We start from the raw sequence: 6,558 nt of genomic DNA, 5'->3' as shown, positions 1-6,558 counted from the left end.
CTTCGGCCGCTGTTCCCGTGGCCGGTGACGTGTCCTTCGCTTCGGCCGCTGTTCCCGCGGCCGGTGACGTGCCTTTCGCTTCGGCCGCTGTTCCCGCGGCCGGTGACGTGCCCTTCGCTTCGGCCGCCCCCGGCGACACCCTCGTCGGCCCCGCCGCCGTCCCCCTTGCCGACGGTACGCCCTTCGTCCCCGCCGCCACCCCTGTCCCCGACGACACGCCCTTCGGCTCCGCTCCCGCCCCCGATGACACCCCTTCCGCCCCCGCCCCCATCCCCGGCAGCACGCCCCTCGGCCCCGCCGCCCCCACCCCCGGTGGCGCCGCCCTGGCCTACCGGCTCGTCGCCGGCGGGCGGCCGCTGGGCTCGCTCGTCATCGGGCGGGCCGGCGTCGCGGGCTTCCCGGACGAGATCACCGGGCTCGTCGAGGACCTCAGCCGCCGGGTGGCGCTGGCCATCGGGGCGGCCCGGCAGTACGCCCGGCAGGCCACCATCAGCGCCGTGCTCCAGCGCGGGCTGCTGCCCGGGGCGGTGGCGCAGATCCCCGGCGTGCGCAGCGCGCTCGTGTACGAGCCCTGCGACAAGGGCGGCCCCAGCGGCGACTTCTACGACCTCTTCCCGGCGGGCGACGGGCGCTGGTGCTTCGCCGTCGGCGACGTCCAGGGCAAGGGCCCCGAGGCGGCCGTCGTCATCGGGCTGGCCCGCCCCTGGCTGCGGCTGCTGGCCCGCGAGGGCTACCGCGTCGCCGACGTCCTCGACCGGCTCAACCAGCTCCTCCTCGACGACGCGACGGAGGCCGCCGACGCGGCCGCCCGCGCCCTGATCGGCCCCGCCGGCCCCGGCGACGGCCCGCAGACCCGCTTCCTGTCGCTGCTCTACGGCGAGCTCGTCCCCTTCGACGGCGGCGTGCGCTGCACCGTCGCCTCCGCCGGGCACCCGCTGCCGCTGCTGCTCGGCCCGGACGGCGATGTCCGCACGGTCGCGCGGCCGCAGACCCTGCTCGGGGTCGTCGAGGACGAGACCTACACCAGCGAGAGCTTCGAGCTGCGGGCCGGTGACACCCTGCTGTGCGTCACGGACGGGGTCACCGAGCGGCGCAGCGGCACGCGCCAGTTCGACGACGAGGACGGGCTGGCGGCGGCGCTGGCGGGATGCGCCGGGATGAGCGCGGAGCTGATCGCCGAGCGGATCAGGCGGCTGGTGCACGAGTTCGGCGGGCGGCCGCCGGAGGACGATCTGGCGCTGCTGGTGCTCCAGGCCGAGTGACGCGCCGCGTACGGGACAATGGGGGACATGCCTTCCGCACTTCCCGACGGCGAGCCCGTCCCCCACGACGGCGCCCTGCCCCCGGCCGCGCTCGCCGGGGCCGCGGACCGGCCCCTCGGCTTCTACCTGCACGTGCCCTACTGCGCGACCCGCTGCGGCTACTGCGACTTCAACACCTACACGGCGACCGAGCTGCGCGGCACGGGCGGCGTGCTCGCCTCGCGCGACAACTACGCCGGCACCCTCGTCGACGAGATCCGGCTGGCCCGCAAGGTGCTCGGCGACGATCCGCGCGAGGTCCGGACGGTCTTCGTCGGGGGCGGCACGCCGACGCTGCTGGCCGCGGACGACCTCGTCCGGATGCTGGGGACGGTCCGCGAGGAGTTCGGGCTGGCGGCGGACGCCGAGGTCACCACGGAGGCGAACCCGGAGTCGGTCGGCCCGGCGTACCTCGCGGCCCTGCGGGAGGGCGGCTTCAACCGGGTCTCCTTCGGGATGCAGAGCGCCCGGCAGCACGTGCTGCGGGTGCTGGACCGCACGCACACCCCCGGCCGCCCCGAGGCGTGCGTCGCGGAGGCACGGGCCGCCGGGTTCGAGCACGTGAACCTGGACCTGATCTACGGCACGCCGGGGGAGTCCGACGACGACTGGCGGGCCTCGCTGGACGCGGCGCTGGGCGCGGGCCCGGACCACGTCAGCGCGTACGCGCTGATCGTCGAGGAGGGCACGCAGCTGGCCCGGCGGATCCGCCGGGGCGAGGTGCCGATGACCGACGACGACGTGCACGCCGACCGGTACCTCATCGCCGAGGAGCGGCTGTCCGACGCCGGTTACGCGTGGTACGAGGTGTCCAACTGGGCCACCTCGGACGCCGCCCGCTGCCTGCACAACGAGCTGTACTGGCGGGGCGCCGACTGGTGGGGCGCGGGGCCGGGCGCGCACAGCCACGTCGGGGGCGTGCGCTGGTGGAACGTGAAGCACCCCGGCGCCTACGCCGCCGCCCTGGCGGCCGGCCGCTCCCCGGGCGCCGGCCGCGAGCTGCTGACCGACGAGGACCGCCGCGTGGAGCGCGTCCTGCTGGAGCTGCGGCTGCGGGACGGCGTGCCGCTGTCACTGCTCCGGGAGCGGGGCCGCGCGGCCGCCCGGCGGGCCCTGGCGGACGGGCTCCTGCGGGAGCCGGAGTACGCGGCGGGCCGGGCGGCGCTGACCCTGCGCGGGCGGCTGCTCGCCGACGCCGTGGTGCGCGACCTCGTGGACTGACGAGGCCGCCGCCCGGGGCCGGACCGGCGAGGCCGCCCGGAGACGCGCCCCGAGGAGGTGCCGTGATGAGGCCGCCCGGAGACGCCCCGTGTCGGTGGACCGGCGAGGCCGTCCGGGTACGCCCTACGCGGGTGCCGTGACGAAGTCGATCAGCTCCTCCACGCGGCCCAGCAGCTCCGGCTCCAGGTCCTTGTAGGAGCGCACCCGCGACAGGATCCCCTGCCACGCCGCGCCGGTGTTCTCCGGCCAGCCCAGTGCCCGGCACACGCCCGTCTTCCAGTCCTGCCCGCGCGGCACCCGGGGCCACGCCTCGATCCCCAGCGACGCCGGCTTCACCGCCTGCCAGACGTCGACGTACGGATGGCCCACCACCAGGGCGTGCTCGCTCGTCACCGCCTGTGCGATCCGCCACTCCTTCGAGCCCGGCACCAGGTGGTCGACCAGGACGCCCAGCCGGGCGTCCGGGCCCGGCGCGAAGGACTCCACGATCGACGGCAGGTCGTCCACGCCCTCCAGGTACTCCACGACCACGCCCTCCACGCGCAGGTCGTCGCCCCAGACCCGCTCGACGAGCTCGGCGTCGTGCCGGCCCTCGACATAGATGCGGCCGGCCCGGGCCACCCGCGCGCGGGCGCCGGGCACGGCGACCGACCCGGAGGCGGTGCGGGCCGGGCGGGCCGGTCCGGAGGCGGGCCTCACCAGCGTCACCACGCGGCCCTCCAGCAGGAAGCCCCGCGGTTCCAGCGGGAAGACCCGGTGCTTGCCGAGGCGGTCCTCCAGGGTCACCGTGCCCGCCTCGCAGCGGACGACCGCGCCGCAGAAACCGGTGCCGGGCTCCTCGACCACCAGGCCGGGCTCCGCGGCGACCTCCGGGACGGGCTGGGGCTTCTTCCACGGCGGGGTCAGGTCCGGAGAGTACTGGCGCATTCGCCCGACGATATGGACAGCTGTACGCGTCACCCGTGCGACACGCCGAACCGCGCGGCCAGGGCGTCGCGCTGGCGCCGTACGAACGCCGCGTCCACCACCGCTCCGTGGCCGGGCACGTACAGCGCGTCCTCGCCGCCGAAGCCCACCAGCCGGTCCAGCGCGTCCGGCCAGTGCGCCGGCACCGCGTCCGGCCCCGCCTGCGGCTCGCCCGACTCCTCGACCAGGTCGCCGCAGAAGACCACCTCGCGGTCGCCCGGACCTCCGCCCGGCACCAGGACCGCCAGGTCGTACGCCGTGTGCGCCGGCCCCACGTTCGCCAGCAGCACCTGGCGGCCGGGCCCCAGGTCGAGGGTCCACTCGCCGGAGACGTGGTGGCGGGGCGGGACCAGCGTGTCGGCCGCCTCCTGGGCCGCCGCCGCGTCGAGGCCGTGGCGGACGGCGTCCGCGCGCAGCTCCTCACGGCCGCGCCGGCCGCCGAGCACGGCGTCGACGCCGACCGCGCCGAACACCTCCGCCCCGGCGAACGCGGCCGCGCCCAGCACGTGGTCGAAGTGGGGGTGGGTGAGCGCGAGATGGGTCACACGCCGGCCGGCGAGCTCCTCCGCCTGCGTCCGCAGCCGAGCCCCCTCCGCGAGGCTCGAACCGGCGTCGATCAGCAGCGCCGCGCCCCGGCCGACCACCAGCCCCACCGTGCAGTCCCAGTCCGGGAGGCGGCAGCGCCCGACGCCGGTCGCGAGCCGCTCCCAGCCCACCTCTTCCCAAGTCACGCTCATACGGCGACGCTAGCGGTACGCCCCGCCCCGCACGACCCGGCGGGACCGGCCTTGCCGGGGGCGTACCCGACGGCCGTACACTGGGCCGGTAAGGCTGGCACTCGCGGGCGTCGAGTGCCAGGGGGAGCGGCAAGGGGACGACGTGCTGGAGGTGTGCGCGGATGCTCAGTGAACGAAGGCTTCAGGTCCTGCGCGCGATCGTCCAGGACTACGTCGGAACCGAGGAGCCGGTCGGCTCCAAGGCGCTCACCGAGCGGCACAGCCTCGGCGTCTCCCCGGCCACCGTCCGCAACGACATGGCGGCCCTGGAGGACGAGGGGTACATCGCCCAGCCGCACACCAGTGCCGGGCGCATCCCGACGGACAAGGGCTACCGGCTCTTCGTCGACAAGCTGGCCGAGGTCAAGCCGCTGACCGCGCCGGAGCGGCGCGCGATCCAGAACTTCCTCGACGGCGCCGTCGACCTGGACGACGTGGTGACCCGCACCGTGCGGCTGCTCGCCCAGCTGACCCGGCAGGTCGCCGTCGTGCAGTACCCGTCGCTGACCCGGTCCACCGTGCGGCACGTGGAGCTGCTGTCGCTGGCCCCCGCGCGGGTGATGCTGGTGCTGATCACCGACACCGGCCGGGTGGAGCAGCGGATGGTGGACTGCCCGGCGCCGTTCGGCGAGTCGTCGCTGGCGGACCTGCGGGCGCGGCTGAACAGCCGGGTCGCGGGCCGCCGCTTCACGGACGTGCCGCAACTGGTGCAGGATCTGCCGGAGGCCTTCGAGGCCGAGGACCGCGGTACGGTCCAGATGGTGCTCTCCACCCTGCTGGAGACGCTCGTCGAGGAGACGGAGGAGCGGCTGGTGATCGGCGGTACGGCCAATCTCACCCGTTTCGGACATGACTTCCCCCTCACCATCCGGCCGGTGCTGGAGGCGCTGGAGGAGCAGGTGGTGCTCCTCAAGTTGCTGGGCGAGGCGAAGGATTCGGGCATGACCGTGCGCATCGGGCACGAGAACGCCCACGAGGGACTCAACTCCACGTCGGTGGTGTCGGTCGGCTACGGTTCGGGCGGCGAGGCAGTCGCCAAGCTCGGCGTGGTCGGACCGACCCGCATGGATTACCCGGGAACGATGGGAGCGGTACGCGCAGTGGCACGGTACGTCGGACAGATCCTGGCGGAGTCGTAAGTGGCCACGGACTACTACGCCGTTCTCGGCGTGCGCCGCGACGCGTCGCAGGAAGAGATCAAGAAGGCCTTCCGGCGGCTCGCGCGCGAGCTGCACCCGGACGTCAACCCGGACCCGAAGACCCAGGAGCGGTTCAAGGAGATCAACGCCGCCTACGAGGTGCTCTCGGACCCGCAGAAGAAGCAGGTCTACGACCTCGGCGGCGACCCCCTGTCGCAGGCCGGCGCGGGTGCCGCGGGCGGCTTCGGCGCGGGCGGCTTCGGGAACTTCTCGGACATCATGGACGCGTTCTTCGGCACGGCGTCGCAGCGCGGGCCGCGCTCGCGCACCCGCCGGGGCCAGGACGCGATGATCCGGATCGAGATCGAGCTGGACGAGGCGGCCTTCGGCACCACGAAGGACATCCAGGTCGACACGGCCATCGTCTGCTCCACCTGCAGCGGTGAGGGCGCGGCGCCGGGGACCTCGGCGCAGACCTGTGACATGTGCCGCGGCCGCGGTGAGGTCTCGCAGGTCACGCGGTCCTTCCTGGGCCAGGTCATGACCTCGCGCCCCTGCCCCCAGTGCCAGGGCTTCGGCACGGTCGTCCCGACCCCGTGCCCGGAGTGCGCGGGCGACGGCCGCGTCCGGTCCCGCCGCACCCTGACGGTGAAGATCCCGGCCGGTGTCGACAACGGCACCCGCATCCAGCTCGCCGGTGAGGGCGAGGTCGGGCCCGGTGGCGGCCCGGCCGGCGACCTGTACGTCGAGATCCACGAGCTGCCGCACCCGACCTTCCAGCGGCGCGGTGACGACCTGCACTGCACGGTCACCATCCCGATGACGGCCGCGTCCCTCGGCACCAAGGTGCCGCTGGAGACCCTGGACGGCCTGGAGGAGGTCGACATCCGCCCGGGCACCCAGTCCGGCCAGTCGATCCCGCTGCACGGCCGGGGCGTCACGCACCTGCGCGGCGGCGGGCGCGGCGACCTCATCGTGCACGTCGAGGTCCAGACCCCGACCAAGCTGGACGTGGAGCAGGAGCGACTCCTGCGCGAGCTGGCCAAGCTGCGTGGCGAGGAACGGCCCCAGGGCCAGTTCCAGCCCGGTCAGCAAGGGCTGTTCTCGCGGTTGAAGGACGCGTTCAACGGGCGCTGACGGCGCGAGTCGTGGGTG

6 protein-coding genes are annotated in these 6,558 nt (G+C 74.8%); 4 read left to right on the top strand and 2 right to left on the bottom strand.

All coding sequences use genetic code 11. The annotated features are described in order from the left end of the window. Positions 1-1,262, top strand: a 1,262-nt coding sequence (locus ACFF45_RS16950) for a PP2C family protein-serine/threonine phosphatase (RefSeq protein WP_381346884.1), incomplete at its 5' end; no start/stop codon positions are given. 27 nt (positions 1,263-1,289) lie between these two features. Further along, positions 1,290-2,522: a radical SAM family heme chaperone HemW gene (hemW, locus tag ACFF45_RS16945; RefSeq protein WP_381346883.1), complete on the top strand. Its 1,233-nt coding sequence runs from the start codon at positions 1,290-1,292 to the stop codon at positions 2,520-2,522. Between the two features lie 123 nt (positions 2,523-2,645). On the opposite strand, the gene ACFF45_RS16940 is transcribed toward hemW, so the two are convergent. Then, positions 2,646-3,449 carry a DUF3097 domain-containing protein gene (locus tag ACFF45_RS16940; protein ID WP_381346882.1) on the bottom strand — a complete coding sequence of 268 codons (804 nt, stop codon included), beginning with the start codon at positions 3,447-3,449 and terminating at the stop codon, positions 2,646-2,648. Positions 3,450-3,478: 29 nt separating this feature from the next. Beyond that, entirely contained in the window at positions 3,479-4,225 is a 747-nt protein-coding gene (locus ACFF45_RS16935; protein ID WP_381346881.1) for an MBL fold metallo-hydrolase, read from the bottom strand. Between the two features lie 161 nt (positions 4,226-4,386). On the opposite strand from ACFF45_RS16935, the gene hrcA reads away from it, so the two are divergent. Next, the gene (gene hrcA / locus ACFF45_RS16930; RefSeq protein ID WP_381346880.1) at positions 4,387-5,403 is read left to right on the top strand and encodes a heat-inducible transcriptional repressor HrcA; all 1,017 of its coding nucleotides are present in this window, start codon (positions 4,387-4,389) and stop codon (positions 5,401-5,403) included. Then, positions 5,404-6,540, top strand: a complete 1,137-nt coding sequence (dnaJ, locus tag ACFF45_RS16925) for a molecular chaperone DnaJ (protein WP_381346879.1) — start codon at positions 5,404-5,406, stop codon at positions 6,538-6,540. Positions 6,541-6,558: the final 18 nt, after the last annotated feature.

The sequence above is a fragment of the Streptomyces cinereospinus genome, assembly GCF_042430725.1.
Classification (GTDB): Bacteria; Actinomycetota; Actinomycetes; order Streptomycetales; family Streptomycetaceae; genus Streptomyces; species Streptomyces cinereospinus.
The sequence above is the reverse complement of the archived record's forward strand: the minus strand, read 5'-3'. Positions and strand labels throughout refer to the sequence as shown.